At 34.1% G+C, this 24,329-nt stretch carries 25 protein-coding genes, 1 other RNA gene and 1 pseudogene; 12 read left to right on the plus strand and 15 right to left on the minus strand.

From position 1 onward, the window contains the following. Positions 1 to 22 precede the first annotated feature (22 nt). From ACJJVJ_RS03450 to ACJJVJ_RS03470, 5 genes are all read left to right on the plus strand, one after another. The gene (locus ACJJVJ_RS03450) at positions 23 to 799 is read left to right on the plus strand and encodes a DUF1206 domain-containing protein (protein WP_405369006.1); all 777 of its coding nucleotides are present in this window, start codon (positions 23 to 25) and stop codon (positions 797 to 799) included. A 5-nt stretch (positions 800 to 804) separates the two neighbouring features. Further along, positions 805 to 1,257 carry a hypothetical protein gene (locus ACJJVJ_RS03455; protein ID WP_104516346.1) on the plus strand — a complete coding sequence of 151 codons (453 nt, stop codon included), beginning with the start codon at positions 805 to 807 and terminating at the stop codon, positions 1,255 to 1,257. A 191-nt stretch (positions 1,258 to 1,448) separates the two neighbouring features. Further along, the gene (locus ACJJVJ_RS03460; protein WP_405369008.1) at positions 1,449 to 3,995 is read left to right on the plus strand and encodes a PIG-L family deacetylase; all 2,547 of its coding nucleotides are present in this window, start codon (positions 1,449 to 1,451) and stop codon (positions 3,993 to 3,995) included. Between the two features lie 80 nt (positions 3,996 to 4,075). Beyond that, the gene (locus ACJJVJ_RS03465) at positions 4,076 to 5,803 is read left to right on the plus strand and encodes a sodium:solute symporter (protein WP_405369010.1); all 1,728 of its coding nucleotides are present in this window, start codon (positions 4,076 to 4,078) and stop codon (positions 5,801 to 5,803) included. A 3-nt stretch (positions 5,804 to 5,806) separates the two neighbouring features. After that, positions 5,807 to 6,430 (plus strand): hypothetical protein, encoded by a 624-nt coding sequence (locus ACJJVJ_RS03470; protein ID WP_405369011.1) that lies wholly within the window; start codon positions 5,807 to 5,809, stop codon positions 6,428 to 6,430. Between the two features lie 272 nt (positions 6,431 to 6,702). Here ACJJVJ_RS03470 and ACJJVJ_RS03475 read toward each other — a convergent pair whose 3' ends face one another. From ACJJVJ_RS03475 to ACJJVJ_RS03505, 7 genes are all read right to left on the minus strand, one after another. Continuing rightward, positions 6,703 to 8,124, minus strand: a complete 1,422-nt coding sequence (locus ACJJVJ_RS03475; protein WP_405369013.1) for a hypothetical protein — start codon at positions 8,122 to 8,124, stop codon at positions 6,703 to 6,705. After that, a complete protein-coding gene (locus ACJJVJ_RS03480; protein ID WP_104516337.1) occupies positions 8,114 to 8,668 on the minus strand; it encodes an RNA polymerase sigma factor in 555 nt (184 codons plus the stop codon). The genes ACJJVJ_RS03475 and ACJJVJ_RS03480 overlap by 11 nt, the downstream gene beginning before the upstream one ends. A gap of 155 nt (positions 8,669 to 8,823) precedes the next feature. Continuing rightward, positions 8,824 to 9,669: a DUF2911 domain-containing protein gene (locus ACJJVJ_RS03485; protein WP_405369015.1), complete on the minus strand. Its 846-nt coding sequence runs from the start codon at positions 9,667 to 9,669 to the stop codon at positions 8,824 to 8,826. Positions 9,670 to 9,739: 70 nt separating this feature from the next. Then, positions 9,740 to 10,141, minus strand: a complete 402-nt coding sequence (locus tag ACJJVJ_RS03490) for a sulfite exporter TauE/SafE family protein (protein ID WP_245890736.1) — start codon at positions 10,139 to 10,141, stop codon at positions 9,740 to 9,742. A 17-nt stretch (positions 10,142 to 10,158) separates the two neighbouring features. Next, complete coding sequence (gene cls / locus ACJJVJ_RS03495) at positions 10,159 to 11,637, minus strand: cardiolipin synthase (RefSeq protein WP_405369018.1); 1,479 nt, start codon at positions 11,635 to 11,637, stop codon at positions 10,159 to 10,161. Between the two features lie 3 nt (positions 11,638 to 11,640). Further along, entirely contained in the window at positions 11,641 to 12,612 is a 972-nt protein-coding gene (locus ACJJVJ_RS03500) for a lytic transglycosylase domain-containing protein (RefSeq protein ID WP_405369019.1), read from the minus strand. 78 nt (positions 12,613 to 12,690) lie between these two features. Beyond that, complete coding sequence (locus ACJJVJ_RS03505) at positions 12,691 to 13,338, minus strand: alpha/beta hydrolase (protein WP_405369021.1); 648 nt, start codon at positions 13,336 to 13,338, stop codon at positions 12,691 to 12,693. A gap of 187 nt (positions 13,339 to 13,525) precedes the next feature. On the opposite strand from ACJJVJ_RS03505, the gene ACJJVJ_RS03510 reads away from it, so the two are divergent. Further along, complete coding sequence (locus tag ACJJVJ_RS03510; RefSeq protein ID WP_104516328.1) at positions 13,526 to 13,837, plus strand: N-acetyltransferase; 312 nt, start codon at positions 13,526 to 13,528, stop codon at positions 13,835 to 13,837. A gap of 75 nt (positions 13,838 to 13,912) precedes the next feature. Here the strand turns inward: ACJJVJ_RS03510 and kdsB are convergent, their stop codons facing one another. The 6 genes from kdsB to ACJJVJ_RS03540 are packed head-to-tail and all read right to left on the minus strand — an operon-like array spanning position 13,913 to position 18,128. Further along, entirely contained in the window at positions 13,913 to 14,650 is a 738-nt protein-coding gene (gene kdsB / locus ACJJVJ_RS03515; protein ID WP_405369023.1) for a 3-deoxy-manno-octulosonate cytidylyltransferase, read from the minus strand. Positions 14,651 to 14,680: 30 nt separating this feature from the next. Continuing rightward, the gene (locus ACJJVJ_RS03520) at positions 14,681 to 15,112 is read right to left on the minus strand and encodes a hypothetical protein (protein WP_405369024.1); all 432 of its coding nucleotides are present in this window, start codon (positions 15,110 to 15,112) and stop codon (positions 14,681 to 14,683) included. A gap of 35 nt (positions 15,113 to 15,147) precedes the next feature. Beyond that, positions 15,148 to 15,591: a hypothetical protein gene (locus tag ACJJVJ_RS03525; RefSeq protein ID WP_405369026.1), complete on the minus strand. Its 444-nt coding sequence runs from the start codon at positions 15,589 to 15,591 to the stop codon at positions 15,148 to 15,150. Positions 15,592 to 15,608: 17 nt separating this feature from the next. Continuing rightward, the gene (locus ACJJVJ_RS03530; protein WP_405369027.1) at positions 15,609 to 16,064 is read right to left on the minus strand and encodes a hypothetical protein; all 456 of its coding nucleotides are present in this window, start codon (positions 16,062 to 16,064) and stop codon (positions 15,609 to 15,611) included. Between the two features lie 53 nt (positions 16,065 to 16,117). Then, positions 16,118 to 16,702, minus strand: coding sequence for a DUF4126 domain-containing protein (locus ACJJVJ_RS03535; RefSeq protein WP_405369029.1), 585 nt, complete (start codon positions 16,700 to 16,702; stop codon positions 16,118 to 16,120). Between the two features lies 1 nt (position 16,703). Then, positions 16,704 to 18,128, minus strand: coding sequence for an ATP-dependent RecD-like DNA helicase (locus ACJJVJ_RS03540; RefSeq protein ID WP_104516316.1), 1,425 nt, complete (start codon positions 18,126 to 18,128; stop codon positions 16,704 to 16,706). Between the two features lie 118 nt (positions 18,129 to 18,246). Here ACJJVJ_RS03540 and ACJJVJ_RS03545 point away from each other — a divergent pair, with 118 nt between their 5' ends. The 5 genes from ACJJVJ_RS03545 to ACJJVJ_RS03565 all read left to right on the plus strand — a co-directional run bounded on the left by ACJJVJ_RS03545 (position 18,247) and on the right by ACJJVJ_RS03565 (position 21,403). After that, positions 18,247 to 18,999, plus strand: coding sequence for a hypothetical protein (locus tag ACJJVJ_RS03545; RefSeq protein WP_245890735.1), 753 nt, complete (start codon positions 18,247 to 18,249; stop codon positions 18,997 to 18,999). Further along, positions 18,944 to 19,753: a DUF3822 family protein gene (locus ACJJVJ_RS03550; protein ID WP_405369032.1), complete on the plus strand. Its 810-nt coding sequence runs from the start codon at positions 18,944 to 18,946 to the stop codon at positions 19,751 to 19,753. Before ACJJVJ_RS03545 ends, ACJJVJ_RS03550 begins: the two co-directional genes overlap by 56 nt. Beyond that, positions 19,744 to 20,301, plus strand: a complete 558-nt coding sequence (gene rsmD / locus ACJJVJ_RS03555) for a 16S rRNA (guanine(966)-N(2))-methyltransferase RsmD (protein WP_405369034.1) — start codon at positions 19,744 to 19,746, stop codon at positions 20,299 to 20,301. The genes ACJJVJ_RS03550 and rsmD overlap by 10 nt, the downstream gene beginning before the upstream one ends. A 64-nt stretch (positions 20,302 to 20,365) precedes the next feature. After that, positions 20,366 to 20,851 carry a hypothetical protein gene (locus ACJJVJ_RS03560; RefSeq protein WP_405369036.1) on the plus strand — a complete coding sequence of 162 codons (486 nt, stop codon included), beginning with the start codon at positions 20,366 to 20,368 and terminating at the stop codon, positions 20,849 to 20,851. A gap of 162 nt (positions 20,852 to 21,013) precedes the next feature. Next, the gene (locus ACJJVJ_RS03565; protein ID WP_405369038.1) at positions 21,014 to 21,403 is read left to right on the plus strand and encodes a SecDF P1 head subdomain-containing protein; all 390 of its coding nucleotides are present in this window, start codon (positions 21,014 to 21,016) and stop codon (positions 21,401 to 21,403) included. On the opposite strand, the gene rnpB is transcribed toward ACJJVJ_RS03565, so the two are convergent. Continuing rightward, an RNA gene (rnpB, locus tag ACJJVJ_RS03570) (RNase P RNA component class A) lies at positions 21,402 to 21,729 on the minus strand. The genes ACJJVJ_RS03565 and rnpB overlap by 2 nt on opposite strands. Before the next feature lie 92 nt (positions 21,730 to 21,821). Here rnpB and ACJJVJ_RS03575 point away from each other — a divergent pair. Continuing rightward, positions 21,822 to 23,656: pseudogene (locus ACJJVJ_RS03575) on the plus strand (DNA polymerase III subunit gamma/tau). An 81-nt stretch (positions 23,657 to 23,737) separates the two neighbouring features. On the opposite strand, the gene ACJJVJ_RS03580 reads toward ACJJVJ_RS03575, so the two are convergent. Next, positions 23,738 to 24,313 carry a porin family protein gene (locus ACJJVJ_RS03580; protein ID WP_104516308.1) on the minus strand — a complete coding sequence of 192 codons (576 nt, stop codon included), beginning with the start codon at positions 24,311 to 24,313 and terminating at the stop codon, positions 23,738 to 23,740. Positions 24,314 to 24,329 lie beyond the last annotated feature (16 nt).

The following is a 24,329-nucleotide window of genomic DNA, read 5'->3' on the forward strand; positions in this document are numbered from 1 at the left end:
TTGATTTGATTAGAAACAGACTTTGAAAAACTACAGAAGATTTGCCAGAATAGGTATAGCAACTAAAGGTGCAGTGTTTTTATTAATGGGTATCATGGCATTAATAACAGCATTTCAACTTACCTATGCACTTAAAAGTGGTGACGATGTGCTCAAATGGATATCTCATTTAAGTTTTGGGTGGTTTTTACTTTTATTAATGAGTATAGGACTAGCTGGTTATATTTTCTCCAGATTCTATCTTACCTTCAATAGAGGTGATTATGATGGTGATGATGGTAAGCCTACCTTCCGTAGAGTGGCTTATTTTATTAATGGTATAGGTTATTTTCTACTCTTTTTTACTTGTCTCAAATTACTATTCGGTATGCCGGATGATGATGGTAACTCGGGCTGGAAAATTATGCTACTACAGTCTATTTGGGGTAAAATAATAGTCTTTATCATTTCTATAGGACTAGCCGTTAGTGCAATTAATGAATGGTGGATATCTTTCTCTACCATGATGGATAAGATGACTCACAAAGAAAATTTAACTGACAGCCAATACAAGTATTTAATGCTATTAGGACGTATAGGTAGATTTAGTCGTGGTGTTGTCTTTGCTGTATTTGCCTACATCTTAGGGAGATCTGCTATTTACAATATGGCAAACTTACCCAAAGGAGCCGACGCAGCATTTGCATTTATGCATGTGGAATATGGCGCTATAATAATGGGACTCACCTCTACCGGCGTTCTTTTTTACGGTTTATTCTTAATCCTTAGTTCTAAATATAGAAACATACCTATAAGATAACTCATATGGAAAATCTTGCTCCTTATAATAAAATTCACAAGACCATCTTACCGGCAGTACTTACCTTTATAGTATGCCTCATTCTTATCACGTTACTGCAGGATTATTTATTAGTAGTCGGTCCTGTCGTGCTTATCACCATAATTATAGGTTATTTCATCGCGCTACGATCGTTTAATCAAAATTCAAATGCGTTCTATGATACTAGTTTTCTATATCTAATTGATAAAAGGGGAACTCATAAAATAAATCTTGCCAATATAAGCAGTATTACCACAACACCTTCTGGTATTAAAATTATGGGATTTTTACTGTACAGTTATACCATTTATTATAACGGCGATAGAAATAATCTAAACTCTTATTCTTTTATGGTTAGTACAGCAAACTCAAATATCGAGGCATTTGAAAAGCACATGGCTCATTGCTACCCTAATACTAGAATAGATTCATTTTAGTTTTTATAATCTCGCTTTCGCGAAAGCGGAATTTTAACACAACCATCCTACCCAATATCATTTTATAACTAAACAACTCATGTGAAAGGTTTTTCTTACTGAAATCACAGTGGAATCAAGAGAAAGTGTTAGGAAACGTTATAAATCTTCACAAAAAATTAAGATTTGAAACTTCTATCTTCACACACTGTATGAAAAAGAACTTTATCACCTCTATCATTGCGCTATTATTCCTATCAACTGCGGTTGCACAAGAAAATAGACTCGCTCACAAACAGCCCAATACTGCTGAAATTTATCACAACATTGAAAAACTAGGTTTTCTAGGTACTGCTCTATTTATAGCAGCTCACCCAGATGACGAGAACACGCGGCTTATCTCCTGGCTAGCAAATGATAAAATGGCACGCACTGCCTATTTATCATTAACACGTGGTGATGGTGGTCAGAACCTTATAGGACCTCAATTACGTGAACAATTAGGTATGATACGTACTCAAGAATTGTTAGAAGCTAGAAACATCGATGGTGGGCAACAGTTTTTTACACGTGCAAATGATTTTGGTTATTCTAAGCATCCTGATGAGACCTTAGAGATATGGGATGAGCAAGCCGTTATGGAAGACATGGTACGCATTATCAGAGAATTTAAACCAGATGTGGTTATCAACAGGTTCAATCACCGTACTCCTGGTACTACACACGGTCACCACACTACAAGTGCCATGTTGAGTATGAAGGTTTTTGATCTCGCAGCAAATAAAAACAGTTATCCTAATCAGTTAGAAAATCTTGACACCTGGCAAGCACAACGTGTATTTTTTAATACCAGCTGGTGGTTTTATGGTAGTCAAGAGGCATTTGACGCCGCAGATAAAACTAACTTATTAGAAATAGAAGCAGGAACTTACTACCCTTACAAAGGTCTTTCTAACAGCGAGATTGCTGCGTTGAGTAGAAGCCAGCATAAATCACAAGGTTTTGGTAGTACAGGGTCTCGTGGTTCACAAACAGAGTATTTAGAATTTTTAAAAGGCTCTTTCCCGAGTGACAAGTCAGATTTATTTTCTGGCATAAATACCACTTGGACCAGAGTAAAAGGAGGAAGTCGTGTACAGACTTTGCTTAATTCTATTATCGCAAATTATAATTTTAAAAAACCTACAGAGAGTATTCCTGCCCTGTTAGAGTTGAGAAGTAAAATTGAAAAATTAAAAGAAGATCACTGGAAAAACATCAAACTAGCAGAATTAGATCAAGTCATTCTAGATATTACAGGTGTATATCTAGAGGCGAGCATTAATACAGCTACAGCTACTGCAGGAGAAAATCTGAAGGTAAAAGTGGAAATGACTAATCGTTCTAATCAAAATTATGAGGTAACTCTTTTACCTAATAAGTTAATGGAGGTAGATAAAAGTCAAGTATCACTAAATGCAGCAAAAAGTTTCACCCTAGATGCTACTTTAAAGATACCAGCAGTTTATGAGGCTAGTTCTCCTTATTACTTGAAAGAAAAATCTACCTTAGGTATGTATCAATTTAAGGATAGAACCTTAACTGGTAAACCAGAAACTGGTGCTGAATTTGTAGTACGCACTATTCTTAAAATAAACAACACAGAGTTATATAGAGAAATCCCTATCATACATAAACGCACTGACCCTGTACGCGGCGAGGTTAATGAACCTTTTCACATCGTTCCAGAAGTTGCCGTAAGTATCGAGAATCCTGTTTATGTTTTTTCTGGAAATTCTACCCAACCTATTCAGGTTACCGTAAAAGCTAATAAAGCATTATCAACAGGTACCTTAGAATTATGTCACCCTGATGGATGGAATATTACACCTAGAGATTTTAATCTAACTGAACTTAAAAAAGGAGAAGAAAGAACATTTATTTTTAATGTACAGCCACCTAAAAATGCGTCCAGAGGTGTTGTATCTGGACTAGTTAAAATAGGGGCAAAAACCTACTCTCAAGAAGTAATTAAAATAGATTATGATCATATTCCTGACCAGCAATTAGTAAGAAACAATGAATCTCAAGTAGTAAAACCAGGTCTAGTAAATAGCGCGCGCACCGTTGCTTATATTAATGGTGCTGGTGACGACGTTGCACAAGCTATAGAAGCTATAGGTAGCAAGGTATTTAAATTTGAACCTAGTGAAGTACCTAACGACCTTTCTAAATATGACGCGGTAGTAGTAGGTATTAGAGCTTTTAATGTTGCAAAAGAAGACATGGCAGCTTTACAACCTAGACTCGATACCTATGTAAAAAATGGTGGTACCTTAATGATGCAGTACAATACTAATAGAAGAATTAGTCCAGATGCATTGGGGCCTTTACCTATTACGCTTTCGCGAAAGCGAGTGACCGATGAAAATGCAACAGTAACCATATTAAAACCTCAACATAAGATCATGTCTGCACCTAATGCGATAACTTCTAAAGATTTTGAAGATTGGGTACAAGAACGAGGTCTTTATTTCCCTACAAAATGGGATGCTGCCTTCACACCTATTTTAGGAATGCACGATAAGCAAGAAGAAATGACTACGGGAAGTCTTATTGTTGCAGAATATGGTGATGGACATATTATCTACACCGGATTAAGTCTCTTTAGAGAATTACCTGCTGGTGTTTCTGGAGCTTATAAATTACTGGCAAATATGATAAGTCTAGGAGTAGAAAATCAACCTATTGAAAACAAAGATGGCCAAAGAAAACTCTAAAAAATGGAACCGTGTGTATGCACTGGTGATTATAGCAAACCTAGTTTTTGCAATTTTGTTTTACATTTTAAGCTCAGTTTATGGAGGTAATTGATTGGTTCATACTAGTAAGTACCCTAGCGTTTATAGTCCTTTATGGTGTTTATAAAACAAGAGGAAGACAAACCAGCGAAGAGTATATAAAAGGTGGAGATGCCCGCTGGTGGACTGTAGGTCTATCGGTAATGGCCACACAGGCTAGCGCTATTACATTTTTGAGTACGCCTGGACAGGCTTATACAGACGGTTTAGAGTTTGTGCAGTTCTATTTTGGTTTACCTATAGCTATTATTATCATATGCGTCACCTTTATACCTATTTATCACAGGCTTAAAGTTTATACCGCTTATGAGTTTCTAGAAAAGCGATTTGATTTAAAAACAAGATCGTTAGCTTCTATATTATTCTTAATACAACGTGGTCTTGCAGCAGGAATTACGATTTATGCACCTGCCATAATACTAAGCGCTGTACTGGATTGGGAATTAAAATACTTAAATATAATTATAGGTATTCTGGTTATTATTTATACTGTTTCTGGTGGTACAAAGGCCGTTAATGTGACTCAAAAACAGCAAATGATAATTATCATGGCTGGTATGGTTACCGCATTTGTACTTATAGTAACACAACTACCAGATAATGTAAGTTTTGATAACGCGCTTACTATGGCTGGTAGTGCTGATAAAATGAAAGTCCTTGACTTTGACTTTTCTCTTAACGATAGGTATAACGTATGGAGTGCTTTATTTGGAGCTACATTTTTAATGCTTAGTTATTTTGGTACCGACCAGTCACAAGTACAACGTTATCTCTCTGGTAAATCTATAAAGCAAATGCGTATAGGACTACTGTTTAATGGATTACTTAAAGTACCTATGCAGTTCTTTATACTCATGGTAGGTGTGATGGTATTTGTATTTTATCAATTTAATTCTACACCTCTTAACTTTAATCCTGCGGCAGAAAAAGCTGTTAAAGAAAGTCTATATGCAGGAGAATACAGCAGACTAGAATCGAGTCATGAAGAAATCCTGAATGAAAAACAGGAAGTTCAAAAAAATTATGCAGCAGCTTTGAGCACCTCTTCTGAAGATGTAGGTAATTATGAAATCGCTTTAGATTATCTAAGAACACAAGAAGAAACCAATAGACAAAAAGCAAGAGAATTAATTAATAAAGCAGACGAAGGTATTGAGACTAATGACAAGGACTTTGTCTTCATTCATTTTATATTAAATCATTTACCTAAAGGCTTAATAGGGCTTTTACTAGCTGTTATCCTGAGTGCTGCTATGAGTTCTACCGCGTCAGAATTAAATGCATTAAGCTCTACCACTGCTGTAGATATTTATAAAAGATACAGCACAAAAGAAAAAGATGACGACCATTATGTAAACATGAGTAAATGGTTCACGCTTATGTGGGGAGTTATAGCCATAGGGTTTGCTAGTTTTGTATCGTTATTTGATAACCTCATACAGTTAGTTAATTTTATAGGTTCTATATTTTACGGTACTATTCTAGGAATATTCTTAGTTGCTTTTTACTTTAAAAAAATCAAAGGTCAAGCTATTTTTATTGCTGCAATAATTTCTCAATTCGTAGTATTCACTTGTGCTATACTTCATGAATTTGTAGAAGGAATAGAGATATTGCCTTTCTTATGGTTGAATCCGCTAGGTGCTATTCTTACTATTACCCTAGCCTTAATTATAAGCTCGGTGAATAAAGAAGATAATAGTATTTTTGAGTTTCAAAAGAATTAAAGCATGAACAAGTATTTCTACCACGATAGTTTTAGAGAATTCGGTCCTTTTACACCACAAGAATTACTCGATAAAAATATACGTCCTGATTATAAGTTAAGACTAGATGGAACGTCAGAATTAAAGCCTGCTAGAGAGGTTATAGAGGTTGCTAATTTATTTAAGCAAAAACAAAACACCCAACAGCAACCGTATCAAAATACTACTCACATACCCCAACAGCCTAATCCTGTAAGTAATAATCAACAAGCGGCACCACAAACATTTGAGCGTGACTTAAGTTTTGAGCAACAAAGTTATCAAGGAACTCAAAATAATTCTAGTAATCAAATTAACTATACTGCAGCACCACAATCTGTAGGATGGCGACCTAAACTGTTACTAGCGATTATTTCTTTCTGGTTGTTCGATAACTTATTGGATTGGTTATTTACATCATTATCTATAGAATTTTGGCATGGTCCAGGACAGGCTATTCGTATTTTTATAAACATTCTTTTTGCTTTTATACCTTTACTATTAGCTATATGTATCAAAAAATCTAGCTTGCGTATTATAGCTATAGTATTTGCTGTAATCATCGTCATCAGCCAGTTAGCACGCCAGGTATACTGGTTAGTTAATTAATTAACTGATTCATTTATAACTTATAAAAGCCGTTTGATAGTATTATCAAACGGCTTTTATATTTCACAACCTTTGTGTATGTAACAGTAGAAGTCTATCATAAAATCCATCTCTCCTATTGATAACATTTAGATCTAGCTATCAGATAGTTCTTACTCCTACTTTGAATAGATGAATAAAAATAATCCTGTAAGACATAAAAAAACCGCCTAGAAATATTCTAGACGGTTTCGTGTGCGTTTCGCTTTCGCGAAAGCGGTGGCTATTCCAAATTAAAATTTATATTCTAAGCTAGTAGTTAGCCTAAATTCTGACGGTGTACTTATATTGTCAGCCTCATAAGGCTTCACATGATAATAAATTGATGGCTCTACATTAAAGTAAAACTTTTTATATAGCTTAAATCGAGCTGGCAAGGAAAGGTGTGCAGATACTCCAAAATCAAATAACGTATTAGACTCTCCTACCTCTAGATCTCCCACGTTTGATTTAAATGTAATACTATCTTCTAATAATACTCTAGACTGAACACCTACCATTAATCCAAAATCAACTTTTTTCTTATATAGTGAATACCTTAATTGTAAAGGAAACTCGATATATGTAAACTCTTGAAATATGTCTATATCTGTCGCAGTACTTAAGTAAACACTCACCACTGTAGGGTCTGCTTTATAACTAACATATTGCAATCGCTCTAAATTGATAGATGTGTTTTCTAACTGTGTCGTTTGACCGTATTTCACATAATTAATACCTACTCTTAAGGTATGCTTAGAGTCTTGTGGACTATAATGAAATGCTAATCCATAGTTAAAATTAGTATCTCTATTTACCTGATTTCCATCTAGTCTATTATCTATTAAAGATGTTTTACCAAAATTATCATAAGAGTTAACTATCCCAGAAACACTAACACTCCATGGGCTTACATACGGTTTAGTTATAGTGTCTTTCTTTCTTTCTTTTTTATTTCGCTTTCTTTTCTTCTTTTGTTTCTCCTTTTGATTAACCGATAAAGAATCTTCTACAGCACCCTCTGTTTCTGTGCTATTTTTCAAAATCAACGCGTTTTCTATATCTGAAAAATCTCGTTTAGTATTCAAATCCTCTTTTAGAATATCAGAATCATTTTGATCTATATTAGGTTGATTATATTCATTTTGATCCTCATGAATGGACATAGCTATGCTAGAATTAGTTGCTATAGGAGCACTAGATCTTGAATATGAGTTGGAATTATTTTGAGAATAAGAAGCTGCATCAGTATTTGCTTTCTTATCCACATCGTCATCCATAGAAATTGCAATCGCATCGTTGTAAGAATCAGACACGCCTGGTAGGTGATTACTTTCATTTAAGTTATTATCAGTAGTTTCTTTTAACAGATAGTCAGGATCTTCATTTTCAAGCGTTTGTTTTTCTGAAATAGAACTTTCTACATTAGTCTCCTTACTAGACACTTCATGCTTAGAATTATATACTGATGAGAAGTGATAAAAACTACCACCTAATAAAATACCTATAAGTAATGTACCTACAGTCCCGTACCAAAACCAAAAAGGTAATATTCTTCTTTTCTTTTTTTCTTGTAAACTTTCTTCCAGTCTATCCCATAACTGCTCGCTAGGAGTAACATTCAATGAGTCCAACTGGTTTTTTATTACAGAGCCTATTTCTTTCTTAGTTCCCATAAGATCCATTTTTTGAGTTAACATTTAATTTCTGAAGATTTTCTTTAAGGATAACCTTTGCTCTATGTAAATTAGACTTTGACGTACCTATTGTAATATCAAGCATTTCAGAAATTTCTTTATGTGTGTAATTATCCATTTGGTATAGATTAAAGACCATTCTATATCTATCTGGAAGATTTTGCACTGCATTAAGTATTACTTGTAAAGAAGTTTGATCTAGAGTTGTCTCCTCCACCATCACGTCTTCAGTTATTTCTTCATTGATAAGCACGTTAAATTTAGATTGCTTTTTAAATGAAGTAATCGCTTTATTAATGACTATACGTTTCATCCATCCTTCAAAACTGCCTTTACCTTTGTACTTTTTAATAGTAGTAAAAATAACCATGAAAGAATCGTGCAGGTTATCCTCTGCTTCTTCTCTATTTCTGCTGTACTTTAAGCTAAGAACAAAGAGTCGGTCTTTATAGATATTATAGAGCTCTTTTTGAGCTCTAATATCATCCTTTTTACATAATTTGAGAAGTTCGTTTAATTTCAAGATTGGTTAATTCAAATAGATTATAAATGTAATTATACTTATAAGTATGGAACAGTTAAAAAGGTTGCGTTTAAAAATAAAAAACCGCCCAGAAATATTCTGGACGGTTTGATGTATGTTTCGCTTTCGCGAAAGCGGTATGTAATAAAAGATAATTACATCTTTGCGCCCCATTCTTTAAGGCTGTCTTCATTTAGTTTTACATAGTCAGCATTCTTAGCTTTTTTTGCTAATTCTAATGATGTCTTTGCACTCGCAATTGCTGCAGATTTGTTACCCATCTTTGCCTCGATAAGAGATTTTCTTCTGTGCATCCAGAATGCGTCTGGATTTGCTTCTACTGCTTTTGTAATCCACTGGTGAGCTTGTGGAAGATCTTTATTTGCATCTAAGTAAAATGTAGCAGCGCTGTAATAATCGTTTGCAGCTGGTCCTGCCATTACTTTATCAATACTAGCTTGCGTTTTTGCAGCTGTAGGTACTGTAAATGGAACAGCAACCATAGTCTCATCCCACATCATTTGTAAGTGAGCACCATCCATAGTAAGCTCGTTAATTGCCATAGTCCAGCTTTCTTGAGCATTTTTAAGTTTAGAAACCTCTACTGTAGTAGTAGCAACAACTTTAGAATCATCCCATTTTTCTGGTGTACCCCAGTTAGATGTGTCGCTATATAACATTACTGTCCATTCTTTTTTACCTGGCTTTGTAAAAACAGCATAAGTTCCTGCCTTTACATCAGTTCCTGCAAAATTAACATCGTCTGAAAAAGTTATTTTAGAGTTAGCGTTTGCGCCGGTTCTCCATAATGTCTCAAATGGTACTAAATCACCAAAGATATCTCTACCTCTTTTAGCTGGTCTAGAATAATCTAAAGTAACCTCTGTAAGTCCTACAGTTTGTACTGTTTTTGCACTAGGACTAGGTTGTGGAGCTTCGATCTGAGCGTTAACTGTTGTAGCCACAAGCATTAAGCTCAAAACAAATAATAATTTTTTCATTGTGATAATTTTTAATATTTAAAGTCTGTAAATGTCGGTGATTTAGTCTTTTAAAAATGTTAGAATTTTCTTAACTAACACCTTTTGCACTAGAGAAAAAGATCATTTTTATAGCCACTATAATTAGTATAACTCCAAATATCTTTTTCAATAATTGTTGATCAATGTTAAGAGCTAACTTAGACCCAAAGTAACCACCTATTACAAAGGTAACTGCGATAAAAGGGACATAACGCCAGTCTAGACCTTCATTAACTTGTAATCCATTTTTATGGTATGTATAAGCAGCAAGTAATGTAACTGGGACTGCTAGAACTGCTAGACTCATTCCCTGCGCCTGGTGCTGGCTATATCCTAAAAACCAAATAGCGAGTGGTACCATAATAACACCACCACCTACTCCTACACTTCCACTTAAAAATCCTGCTAGTAAACCTAATAACAATAAGAGCAATATAATTTCTAACGTCATTTTTTTTCTTTTCATATTTATAATAAAGGAGCCCACAATCGACAAAAAGACTCTTTGATTTTATTCCATTTATTTCTTTTAAGCCATTTAACTATGACCACTTCTTCACAGTGTTCTAGATCTAACTTAAACTGATTGTTCAATTCATGAGATATTTCTTTGTCAAAAATAAGTGCATTAATCTCAAAATTGATGTCAAAACTGCGATAATCCATATTTGAAGTCCCTATTGTTGAGAATTCCTCATCTACCACCATGGTTTTTGCGTGCAACATGCCTTTATGATACCAGTAAATTTTTGCACCACTTTCTAATATTTCTCTAAAATAAGAACGACTGGCAAATCTTGCTGCCCAACTATCTCCTTTTTTAGGCACCATAATCTCTACTTCTATTCCTGCTCTCGCTGCACTTTTTAATGCTGTTAAAATAGCCTCATTAGGAATAAAGTAAGGTGTGGTAATTTTAATATTATGACTAGCCGTAGTAATGGCTATAAAAATAGCTTCCATAATATTAGCCCAATCGGTATCTGGACCGCTAGCCGCTATTTGAACTGCTTTATTTACTTTTTCATCTATCTCTGGAAAATAGCTGTCTGGCAACTCAATGATGGTTTTTTCATTTATATGATCGCTAACAAAATACCAGTTAAGCAACCACTGCGCTTGCATGGTTTTTACAGCGTGTCCTTCTATTCTTAAATGAGTATCTCTCCAGTAATCCTCACTAGAATCGTCTACTGTGTTTACATAATCATCACTTACATTTACACCACCTAAATAGCCTATGTGTCCATCTACGATACATATTTTGCGATGGTCTCGATAGTTAGCCTTACGAGTAAAGTTAGAAAATATAACAGGCATAAATGCATGAAAATCAATTCCTGCTGCTCGCATTTCAGCTTTTGCCTTACGGGATAAATCGCTACCTACCGAGTCGTAGATAAGCTTTACTTCTACACCTCTTTTTCTAGCATCTATCAATTTATTTATAAATGCATTACCTATAAGGTCGTCTTTAATAATAAAGTACTCGAGGTGTATATGATTTGTAGCCTTATCTAAGTCTTCAAAAATGTATTTAAAGGTGTTCTCTCCGTTAATAAGAACTTTAAGGTCATTTTTAAGAGTTAATGAAGACGATTGATTTTGATTTAATAACCTGACTAGCTTTACACGATTATCTAAAAAATCATCTTCGTACTCTGATAATTTTTGATCTGATAGATGTAAACGTTTCTCCCATGATTTAATTAGGTGATGTCCTGCTAGATCTTTGCGCTTAAAAATTTTAGACTTTCTATATTCCATTCCAAAAAAGTAATAGATCGCAAGACCTACAAATGGAAAGGTGATCAGAAATAGTAAAGAAGATAGCGTCTTTCTAGGGTTTTGATTGCTACGTATTAGAAAAAAAGCTGCACCTAATGCAACCACATAATTTATAATTAGTAGCTCCATGAACCAGTTAGAGAGAAACCAGTCTAACATAATTTAGTTATAATATCCCTCTTCAGGAATTTGGATTAAGTATTCTTTACCTGATTTGTTATTCAGTTTAGGCTCTCTTAACCACGGATTGTGAATTTTAAGAATTTTATAGTTGATGTTGTTAGCTTTCGCGAAAGCGGAAAGGTCATCTACCTGATAATCTACTAAAACATTCTTAGTAGGTATGGTGTCATAACCATGACTAGGATCTACATTAAAACCAAAGTTTTTAGGATTTTTCAAGATCTCTTTAATAGCTAATATTCTGAAAACATATCTACCTGTTTCTTGACCTAAAAGTAGGTCATAGTAACTAGAAACATCTTGGGCATTTAATTGTTTATTAATACCTCCATTACCTGCGTTATAAGCGGCACCTGCAAGTGTCCAACTGCCAAATTTTTCTTTGCTTTGTTTAAGATAATCACAAGCCGCCTTAGTAGCCATTTCTAGGTGGTAACGCTCGTCTACATTATCATTAACCTCTAGACCTAGTTCTTTTCCTGTACCTCTCATGATTTGCCAGAAACCTTTTGCTCCTGCTGGAGATGTAACGTTTTGTAATCCACTTTCTATAACTGCTAGATATTTAAAATCATCTGGCACACCATTTTCTGCTAGAATAGGTTCTATAATAGGAAAGTATTTTTGAGCTCTTTTTATAAGTAAAATACCGTTAGATTGCCAGTAAGTATTTACTAAAAACTCTCTATCTACTCGTTCTCTTATATCTGGCTGGTGCAATGGCACAGCCTCTCCTGCAAAGTCTAGACTCTTAGGCAATTGTACACTGTACACGTTATAATCTTCTACTCTTTTATCGTTATCATTACTTTTATAACTGGTGGCAGCTGTTGTTGTACTTTGTGAATTTGTGGTGCTAGATGCACTGCTAGAATCACCATCCTGTTGTATGGCACCTATGGTGAATATAAAAACAACTGCGATTCCTGCTCCTAAAAATATCTTTTTCATATCTAACTATAATTATGGGTTAAAGATATAAAACATGCGAGTATTAAAGCATTACAAACAGTTAAGCTTTATAATATTTTAAGAAAGTATGATATCTGGTAAATGTTCATTGAACCACCTAAATCTATTAATAATCATAATGTGTGTACCACCGGGCACGATAATACAGTCCTTTATATATTTAATAGGAAAAATGGGATCTTCATCACCATGAATGTGTATGGAATTTAAAAGTGCCTCTTCTTGTTCCCAATTTAAGATAGTATCTAGGGCCCAATTAAGGTATATTCTATTATTAACTGAAAGGTATTTTTTATAAAGTTCTATCTTTTTAGGTGCAAAACCAGGATTATATTTAACGAGTAAATCAAAATTTTCTACCAGTCTAGTAGGTAATATTTTATGAAGTCCAGTCGCTTTAGAAAAACGCATTCTTCTTGGAAATTCTTTCTTTGATTTAACAGTAGATATTAAAATAACTTTTTCTACATCTATCTGTTTGGCCATTTCTTGAACTATAACACCACCAAAGGAAACCCCTATCAACACAGGACTTTCATGCTTAACATGCGTTAACAACCTCGTTACATAATCCCTCAGAGGTTCTTTCACTTTAGGGATAATCCATTCTAGTTTATGGACGGTAAAATCTTTCTCTGGTAATTTTAAATTTTCAAAAATTAATGGAGAAGCTGCCATACCTGGCATTAAATAAACATGCTTCATAATTTAAGGAAACGCTGTCATTTCAGCGCTTTAACATTTTTAATGGTTTTATGACACAAATTTTAAGGTATCTTTACAAGATATTAAGTGAAAATTTTTACTCACGACACTAATCAGCCATAAAGTTAACTTTTAAATATTAGTGCTTATCTATTTTTTAGATATTAAATGAGTTAAAAAAAAGAATATGGAACCTTCTACTACTCTAGAAATTACTGACAATGCTTTTTTGCGTCAGTATGAATGTCGCAAAGGCGATATTTTTGCAAAAATTGAATATTCTCAACAAGAGAGAAAAATATTCTTAACTAAATACATTGTACCAGAAGATCTGGAGGATGATTTAGATTTTAGAAACGAATTCTTAACCGGCGTTTTTGATAACATAAGAGATGAAAAAGAACTAAAAGTTGTTCCTACACATCCTAAAATTGCAGGTTTTGTTCGTAAATTTAGAAACAAATATAAAGATATGCTACCGGTAGGAATAGCTATCTAAAGATTTTACCCCAATAATTATTTAGAATTTAAAGGCTTTTACTTAGGTAAGAGCCTTTATTAGTACATTCTTATTCTAATGAAGACGTTGCCATTCTAATCTAGCTTTTTCTAGATCTTCTGGCACATCGATGCCTATACTCAAGTGACTAGTAGGAATCATCTTAATTTTTTTACCGTGTTCTAGATATCTTATACATTCTATCTTTTCAGATAATTCTAGCGGTGTAGGCGACTGATTATAAAAATCTAATAAAGCACTTTTTCTAAAAGCATAAATACCTATGTGTTTATAAACAGGCTGTTTAACAGCTTTGTCTCTAGGAAAAGGAATCACAGAACGTGAAAAATAAAGAGCATTACTATTTAAATCTGTTATTACCTTTACATTATTAGGGTTTTCAATATCCTCTATTTCAGTAATTTCATGCATTAATGATGCTAGTGAGATCTCCTGATCCTTATCGTTTTCAAAAACCGCAATCAGTTTTTTAAGATCTGTTTGATTTGTAAACGGCTCATCGCCTTGTACGTTAATCACTATATCTGCCTCATAGCTCTCTACAGCCTCTGCAATGCGGTCACTACCAGTTTCATGGTTTTTTTGAGACATTACTGCTTCTCCACCGTTACTAATAATCTCGTTATAAATCACATCACTATCTGTCGCAACAAGAACCTGATCAAATAACCCAGTGTGCAATGCAGCCTCATACGTGCGCATAATGACTGTTTTACCACAAAGGTCTTTCATTAATTTACCAGGAAATCTACTGGCTTCAAAACGTGCTGGAATTACGGCTATTTTTTTCAAAAGATATTTTAAAATTTAAAACAATAGAAATTACTTATTTTTAATAAGAACTCCTTCATTACGAAACAAAGTTACTATTTCTTCTGTCTTATCTCGCTCTAAAACGTAAAGAGTCCTACGTGTTCTGTTTTTTAATTTTATTGCTAGTCCTATAGAATTATTGCCTTTACTATAAATGAGGTATTTAATTTCAGATAAAGCTATTTTAGACTTTCCTGTTAAAAGAAAAAAATTAAAAATAGCTAGAATAGGAAATATGATTAATGGAGTAACAGTTAACCAATTTAATTCATCAAAATTTAAATAATTTATAATAGCTAAAAATATCATTAATAAATTAATTACCTGAAAGATAACTAGTTGCTTCTTAACATTATCTTCTATTTCAAAAAGCTGTAAATCTTTATCATAATTGACTTGAGAAATTTGATAACTGAATAAATCTTTAAGTTTAGATAACATTTGACAATTGAATTTTATAAATATTTCTTTTCATTTTAAAACCAAGATGATTTCTCTTTAATCTCTATACCATGACTTTTAAAAAGCTCTACTTGTTCATCAAATTGCGATAAATTATAGTGATATAACACTCTACGCCTTTTATTATTTAACCTGATACTACCTGTAGCACTGGTTGTAGACTTGCGATAGCTTACCGATTTAATCTGGTCTAGAGGTATGGTTGCATATGCATTATTATTTACAAAACCTAAAATCAACATAGCTGTAAAAAATATAGCAAGTACTAAATAAAATAAATTGAGATTATCAGATTTAAAATATCCTGAAAGCGAGAAAAACAGCATGCTTACAGACAGTATTCTCAACATCCAGACTTGCCCCTTTGCATGATCATCTATTTCAAAACATTGCCTGTCTGGATCAAAGGCTATTGTAGAATTCTTATCTGTAAATAGTTTTTTGACGCTTTTAAACATTTTTTTTATTATCACTTTTAATAATTGAGCGGTACTAGTGGCAATATACTTTCTACTCTCTTGACCTCAAAATCGTTCTCTTCCATGAATTGCACAAAATTTAAACGATGTGCTTCATGATTAAAAATGACGTTACGATACTTGCCGTTTTTTAGTCTAATCATGGTTTGTTTTACTCTTTTATTATTTCTAAATAAAAGATAATCTACCTCTGCCCTTTGTATTTCATTCTTTAATGTATGAGTTTGAAACATAACCACTATTACTATGGTTGAAAATAACAATAACGCATAACTGAATATTTTAAAATACATACCCCAATTATTCACTGTCAGTAATAGATTAAGACTTCCGAAAAACATTAAGCAAATGCTCAACCAAAATCTATTTTTTACATTATCATTTATTAAAAGTGCTTTTTTATCTTCACTAAATCGATAAACAGCATTCTTAGGTCTCAAGTATTTAAACATATCTATTTGTTAGTTTTATCTCGCTTTCGCGAAAGCGGAATTATCATAAAACATTATCTATTAATAACGACTTCTTGCTTTTTCTTATTAAAAATTCTCTTATACAACTTTCTAATACCTATCAAAAGGAAGAACACAATTACGACAGCTAGTGGTGCAAATATTATAGAGACTAAGGATAGCATGCCACTAAAACCAGCCTCGGCAGTGCTTACTATGGGATTTGCAAAACCTCCTGTTGTAGAAGTACTCATTGCTCTCGCTCCAGATGTGGTGGTAGAAATAGCGGCTGCAGTACCACCACCTGCGATAATAGCCATAGTCCATGTAAAAACTGGATTCATATCTCCCATGACACTTACCATTACCGCAGTACCTGCTATGGCGGCTAGTGGTACAGAAATAGTGTCTAGCAAATTATCTATATAAGGTATGTAATATGCAAGTATCTCCACTATTGCGGCTACTCCTAGTACGATCACAGCGGTAAGACTACCTGCCCACTGCCAGCTCTCATTAAGTGGTATGACGTCAAAGTAAGCTGCGAGACTTGCACATAGTAATGGTATAAAAACTCTAAAACCAGCACTAGCGGCTAGTCCTACACCTAAACAAATGCTAAAAATAATTTCAAACATATTAATCCTCTATAAAATGATCGTTTTTAAAACCTATAAGATACAAATTTGTTTTGGCACGTGTCACTGCCGTGTACAACCATCTTAAATATCCTTTATCTGGTCCGTCTGGTAAATAGGGTTGTTCTATAATCACGTTTTCCCACTGTCCACCCTGTGACTTATGACAGGTTATCGCATATGAAAATTTAACCTGTAAGGCATTAAAGAAAGGGTTTTCTTTTATCTCTTTGTACTGTTTATATTTAGGCAACTTTAAATAATCCATACGCACTTCTTGATAGAGTTTATTGCTCTCTTCATAAGTAAGCGATGGAGTTTCTGATGTTAATGTGTCTAGTAAAAGTACGGTTTCAAATTCTTTCATATTAGGGTAATCTACCATTCTCACCTTTACCTCTGCAAAATGAAAGCCATAAATGTTTTTAAAAGCAAAAATTTCTAAAACCTCTACAATATCACCATTTGCAATAAAACCGGCATCGCTAGATGGTTGCAACCAGTGATAGTTATTCTTTACGACCATTAAATAGTCCCCAGGCGATAGCTCGTTTTCATTAAATAGAATGCGAGACCTTATTTGTTCATTATAAAGATTTGCTCTTTTATTAGAACGTACGATTATAGCCGTCTCTTCATGTCCATGAAAATCATAAGCACTATTGATAGCATCCATAATTTCATGACCATCTATAAGCCTGTTAATGTCTGTAAATCTTTCTACGTCAAATTTAAAGTCAAAGTTCTCCTCTAGAATATGGTTACGTATAGTAGTCGCATTGAGTAAAATACCAGAGTTCTCACTTTGTCGTTTTACCTCGTCCAATTCTATTTCTGTGACTTCTTTTAAATAACGCTGTTCTATAAGCTGGCTGTCTAGCGCAGGAGAGACATCTAGTTTAACAGGCGGTAATTGAGCCGTATCTCCTATAATCATCAATTTACAGTTCACACCGCTATATACATATTCTATAAGGTCGTCTAATAAAGAACCATTACCACCGAACATTTTATTCTCTGCAGCAACATCAGGAATCATCGATGCTTCATCGACAACAAATAATGCGTTGCGATGCTTATTTTGTTTTAAAGTAAACTGTACTCCACCGCTTCCTTGTCCCTTAGGATAGTAAATTTCTCTGTGAATGGTTGCTGCTTGTTTATTTGCATAATTACTTATCACTTTTGCAGCTCTACCAGTCGGTGCTAGAAGAACACAGTTCATTTTGAGCTTCCAAATACTCTTAACAATCGTACTTGTTAAGGTAGTTTTACCTGTACCGGCATAACCACGCAACATAAATAACCGATCTTTATTTTTATCTAAAATAAAATCGGCCAGATACTCTAGCGCTCTATCTTGCTCATTTGTAGGTTTAAACGGAAAATCTAATAGTAATACTTTGTAAAATTCTTGTGGTGTCATTGCAAATTGTGGAAAACTGAGTATAAACTTAACTCAAATTTCATATCTCAAGCTAGGATGAGTGAAAAAAAATTGTAGATTTGTTTGCTTTGAAAAATAGCATTAAACCATTAATAGTATGTTCAATTTAATTATATCAGTTGTTTTAGGTCTAATAGTACTAATCCTACTAGCCGTATTCATAAACAAGATTCCTAAAAAGTTTCACCCTATCATTATCATCGCCTTATTAGCGGTAAGTGGATTCTTTGGGTACAAACTTTACAAATCTATCGAAGAGCCAGTAAAATTTGCCGAAGCAAAAGAAGAACGCTACATGCAAATAGTTAGTCAACTAGTAAAATTACGTGAAGCACAAAATGCTCACAAATCAATTACTGGTACGTATTCAAATGACATTAACAAACTAGCTCGTTTTGTAGACACCGCAAAATTTGCACTTACTCAAAAACGTGATAGTACTGTAATTGATGAAGAGCGTAACCTTAAATTTAGACTACGTGCAAATGACCCTAATGGTTATAAGAAAGAAATTACAATAACAGACACATTAGGATTTACATCTGTAAAAGATTCTCTTTTCAGAGATGTAGATGTTTCTCAATTATTAAAGTATCAAGTAGCTGGAACACCTGGTTCTATAGAGCTTAAAACTGATGTAGTAATAGACAAAGAGAATAGAGTTCCTGTTTTCCGTGCGGTAGCAGATAAGAAAGACATTCTTTTTGATCAACCAGAAAGACTAGTAAAAGACGAATTAGAGATTAAGAGTGTAGAAGCGATCGATGGTCCTACTATTTTTGTAGGTAGCCTAGATGAGATTACTACTAGTGGTAACTGGCCGAGACAGTATGCACCTAACAACAACTAGTCCTAACGACACCATAAAGAAACTGTCCGTCCTGATTCATCAGGATGGACTTTCTTTTTATACCTATAACTCAACAGGAATTATAGATTCTTTACATAAAGAATTTAAGCACAGTGCAAATCCTATTGAGATTTTACAAATTATTGAGACTTGTTTTAGAGAAGAGTCTTTTTTGGATTCCGCTTTCGCGAAAGCTACCCTACTCTACCACCACAACATTTTTACAAGCGTCCCTGCACTTTTATACAATGAAGACCATGCAGCAGATTACCTTAAATACAATGCTAGAATTCTTGAGACAGATGTATTAAGTGTAGATGAAAACCTGGGTGAAACAGGTGTAAATACCGTTTACATAGCCTATTCTAACATAAATAATTACTTCTTTGAACGTTATGGAAGTTATGAATACTATCATTACAGCTCTCGTATTCTAGAGGCAAGAAGTAAATCTACCATAGCATTACAACCACAAGTTTATCTAGATATAAAAGACAGTCATTTTTACCTTTCTATTTTTAACAAAGGAAAACTAGTCGCACATAATCTTTTCCCTCATGATGCGATAGAAGACATTTTATACTACACTATGTTTACCACACACCACAATGACCTCGATCCAGAGACCATGAAAATGGTGGTATGTAGTGAAGAAAAAAACGAGGCACTCTTAGAGCTATTATACACCTACGTGCGATACGTAACTCAAGAAGAAAATTACCCAAATTACCTAGAACAAATCATATGCGTATAATATCTGGAACACATAAAGGACGTCGTATATCGGCACCTAAAAATTTACCTGTAAGACCTACTACAGATATGTCAAAGGAGGCTTTATTTAATATATTGCGTCATAAGATTCATATTCATGATATAAAAATGTTAGAGCTATTTGCTGGTAGTGGTAATATGGCTTATGAATTTTGTAGTCGCGGCGCTGGTAGCGTTCTAGCAGTAGATCAACACTATCCATGTATTGCATTTATTAAAAAAACTGCCGAAGAACTAGATTTCCCGATAGACACTATCAAGGCAGATGTTTTTAAGTTTATAGAAAAACATAAAGGAAAGTACGACATCATCTTTGCCGATCCTCCTTATGCGCTAGAAGAAGAAGACTTTCTTAAATTACCAGAATATGTATTTAAGAACGAGCTTCTATCTGAAGATGGAATACTAATCATTGAGCATTCAAAGCATACCTCTCTATCGAGTCATGAACATTTTGATAACGAGCGCCGTTATGGCGGTACCGTTTTCAGTTTCTTTAATGGACCTAGTAGTGAGGAAGAAGAGTAGTGAAATATTGAAAGTATTTTTAATTATAATAGGCTCTATAGTAGGTCTGATAATTATAATATTCTTGATTTTCATTGGCATATTTTTCTATTATACTTATCAGGACCACCGATTTGGAACTTATGAAATCCCTGAAAAATATGAGTATTTAAAGAAACCAATACCCTATTTAAATTATGCACAGAAAGATTCATTACACCATATTCATAAAGAAAGTAACGACCTATTAGTTATAGGTGATGGTTATAGTGGCTACACGTTTTATAGTTGGTACCAACCTAGTTCTAAAGGAACCCTATTTATAAAAGGCTATGAAACAGAACGTAACATAGAATTAATGCCTGAATTACTTAAGGATCGAACTTCTATAATTATAGACGCAACTAATAATTTATATCAATTGCGTTCTGAAGAAACAGCCATTCACGAAGGTACATTTGATAAGTTTTATCCTGCAAGATTTGAATTATGGTTTCAATCTAACAATGAAATACTTCCAGCTGTAAAAATCATTGAAAAAGAATACCTAATAGATGGTTGGGATAGATAATAAAGTAAAAGTTTTAAATACCCTCATATGATAAAGTCTACTTTTCTAATTTTACTATTTATAACATTAAACGGCTGCAGTATTTTCAACAAAAAAGAGCTGCACCTTAACGGGCCTACTGTTGAACAAGCTTAAAATATAAATAAAACCACAGATAAATTTGTGGATGGAATATATGCAGAAAGCGGTAATGAGACTAGTTTATCGCATACTTTAGAATATTCTCCTAAAAATATTTACTTTATAAACTATACACCTGTTATAGTTGCAAGAGACTTTAAACACCTATCAAGAGAAGTAAGTCCAATAGGTGATCCTGTAATTAGTGTAGAGTTACACGAAAGTGCTCACGATAAATGGTATGAAGCTACAAAAAAAGCATTTCAAAATAAAAGCCCTTTATTCGTTATAGTTAACGGTAAAGTAGTAAGCGCACCGATGGTAAATAGTGGCCCTATTTCTGGAGGGCGACTTCAAATAAGTGGTGATTTTACTATGGATCAAGTAAGTGATATCATAGCTGGAATTAAAGAACGTAATTCTAAAATATAAAAATAGCAGGTCTATAAGCCGGATTCTGTTCTTCAATTGCTTGAATACCTCATCATTTATCTAGAATAACAATTACTTGTTATCTCAAACTGCCTACCCTTCAGAATCGCGCGGATAGCGCTCGAGCTCTGATTTACGCGACATTTCACCACATAGAGTTTACCTGGTTTCACTACAGCATTACCTGTACATACTTTCTGTTGCACTTGTCCTATCTCGTTTACACAAAAGTGAAAACAAAACGACGGCCGTTAGCCGCTATGTTATCCTACGGTGTCCGGACTTTCCTACCTTGTTTACACAAGATCGATAAGGCGACCTGCTATGCTGCAAAACTAGTTAATAAATGTTGATAATTTACAGAAATTATACTCTTAGAAAGTAAGGCTATACGATCATAGCAAAGTATCTTTGACCTATGGAACCATTTATAGTATCAGCTAGAAAATACCGCCCTGAGACATTTGAAGATGTCGTAGGTCAAGGCGCTATTACACAGACACTAGAGAATGCAATTAAAAGCAATCACCTAGCACAAGCATTGTTATTTACTGGTCCCAGAGGTGTAGGAAAAACTACCTGTGCACGTATTCTAGCAAAAAAGATCAACCATGAAAGTGGAGAATATGATCCCGATGAAGATTTTGCCTTTAACATATTTGAACTGGATGCTGCCTCTAACAATGGTGTAGACCAGATAAGAAGTATAGTAGATCAAGTACGTATACCACCACAAGTAGGTAAGTACAAAATCTATATTATTGATGAGGTACACATGTTATCAAATGCAGCTTTTAATGCGTTTCTTAAAACACTAGAAGAGCCGCCAGCACATGCTATCTTCATTCTAGCAACTACAGAGAAGCATAAGATCATACCTACGATTTTATCTAGATGTCAAATTTTTGATTTTAAACGCATTACTGTAAGCGCCATGCGTGAACATTTAAAGCGTATTTCTATTAAAGAAGGTATTACTGCCGAAGAAGATGCGCTACAAATTATAGCTCAAAAAGCAGATGGAGCGCTAAGAGATTCCCTTTCTATATTTGATCGCGTAGTTAGCTTTTCTGGTAAAGAACTTACCGTTAAGGCAGTTACTGAAAATCTAAACGTACTCGATAGAGAGACTTACTTTAAAGTCACAGATTTATTACTAGAAAACAACATCCCGCAATTACTGGTAGATTATGATGTTATCATGACTAAGGGTTTTGATGGACAGCATTTTGTAAGTGGTCTTGCCTCACATTTCAGAGACTTAATGGTCTGCAAAGATGAGCGTACTATCGAATTATTAGAAGTAGGAGATCAAACTAAAAATAAATACTTAGAACAAGCTAGAAACGTTGATCTTAACTTTTTAAGGAAGGCAATAGAAATAGCAAACCAGGCCGATTTTAATTATCGAGCCAGTCGCAACCAGCGCCTTTTAGTTGAATTAACTCTCATGCAGCTTGCCTCCATCACCTCTGATGAAGCAAAAAAAAAAATGATGTAAACTACATCATCCCTGCAACACACTTTAATGATACAGCGATTCAACAGACTAGTACAGCAAAAACTGTATCTAGCAAAGAGAGCCACAATACACCAGAAGTAACCTCTCCTAATTCTCCACCTACTGAGAATTCAGGAAATTATAAACAGACCCAATCTACAACACAGCAAACTGCTGTAGTTAATGAACCTCCTGCAGAAAAATCAACCAACACCACTATTACTAGCGCACCATCACCTGCAGTGTCTGGATCACTAGAAGAAGCAAGAAAAGCTTTGTTTGCCAAGAGCAAGAAAAAGGTGAGCGGCCTATCCATACAAGGAATAGAGGCTAAAAAGGTTCACATTGCAAGTATTCAAGGTAAGCAAGTCGTTCATGATAAACTACCAGAAGAAGATTTTACTCAAGAACAATTAACCAATGTCTGGATAAAATATGTAGAGCATTTAACAGAAAGAGGGCAGCTTATTCTAGCCAGTATAATAAATGCTGACAGACCTGTTTTAGAAGGTACTACCATAAAACTAAGATTCCCTAATCAATCTATGAAAGAAGATCTTGAAAAGTCACAAGGTCAGATATTAGAATATTTAAAACGAGAACTCAATAATTACCTTATAGATTTTAAAATAGCCGTCGATAAAAGCGTTACTAAAAAATACGTTTATACAGACCAAGATAAATTTTCTAAACTAGTAGAGAAAAACCCTGCAGTAGACCTATTGAGAAGAACATTTGACCTAGATTTTTAAAATTAAAATTTTACGCACAAAAAAAAGCCTCTTAAAAAATTAAGAGGCTTTTTTTATATAGTATATATACAGAAGTGTAACTTATAATTTATAAGAAACCCCTAGTTGAAACCATCTGTTGTTTGCATCTTCTAATTCTGCAAATTCTCTATCAAAGATATTAGAAAGCCCATAACCATAACGTACATCTACTGCCCAGTTTTCATCCATCTTATAACCTATACCACCTACTGCAGCAAAGTCATAGTTATAATAATCGTTATTATCTCTCTCTGTTACATTAACACCTGCTTGAGGTCCTAACAAAATGAATAAACGACGTCCTAAGTCTAATCTAGCTAGAACCGACACTTGTAACCAGTTTGTTTTTAACTGTACATTATCTCCATTTTCAAGTCTTAACTCTTTTTCATTTACACCCAAGGCAGACACACCTAATTCTGGCTGTAAAGAAAAGCTATCACTCAAAGCTACTTGTGCAAAAAAACTTGCATGAAGCCCTACTCTACTATCTATATCATCCCACTTTTCATTACCTCCTGAAAGGGTTGAATAATTTGCACCTAAACGAAATCCATAAAAAACGTCTTGAGATCTTTGAGCAGTAGCCGTAGCTCCACAAAAAATAATGCTAACTAATAGTAAAAATTTTTTCATTTTTAAATATTTAATT

The sequence above is a fragment of the Nonlabens sp. Asnod2-A12 genome, assembly GCF_045063745.1.
Lineage (GTDB): Bacteria > Bacteroidota > Bacteroidia > Flavobacteriales > Flavobacteriaceae > Nonlabens > Nonlabens xylanidelens.